Annotated in this window: 1 protein-coding gene; it reads left to right on the top strand. The window is 70.1% G+C overall.

Features of this window, described 5'->3' with window-relative positions; genetic code table 11:
* Positions 1-29: 29 nt before the first annotated feature.
* The coding region (locus tag AC5W54_RS22575; RefSeq protein WP_495964330.1) for a thiamine pyrophosphate-binding protein at positions 30-518 on the top strand (489 nt) is incomplete at its 3' end.

Raw genomic sequence — 518 nt, 5'->3', positions numbered from 1 at the left:
TATTCGGCGATGCGCCGAGGAGGACCCCGATGAGCACCCCCGATCCCCAAGACACCCGCCGCGTCGTGCAGGGCAAGCAGACCATGACCCCCTCCGAGGCGTTCGTCGAAACCCTGGTCGCCAACGGCGTGACCGAGATGTTCGGCATCATGGGCTCGGCGTTCATGGACGCCATGGACATCTTCGCCCCGGCCGGCATTCGCCTGGTCCCGGTGGTGCACGAGCAGGGCGCGGCGCACATGGCCGACGGCTATGCGCGGGTCTCCGGCCGCCACGGGGTGGTGATCGGCCAGAACGGCCCGGGCATCTCCAACTGCGTGACCGGCATCGCCGCGGCCTACTGGGCGCACAGCCCGGTGGTGATCGTGACCCCCGAGGCGGGCACCACCGGCATCGGCCTGGGCGGCTTCCAGGAGTGCCACCAGCTGCCGATGTTCCAGGAGTTCACCAAGTACCAGGGCCACGTGACCCACCCGGCGCGGATGGCCGAGTACACCGGGCGCTGCTTCGACCGGGCG

The organism is Halomonas sp. LMYGS-3, assembly GCF_059509875.1.
Note: the sequence above shows the minus strand (reverse complement) of the source record. Positions and strands in the feature narration are given on the sequence as shown.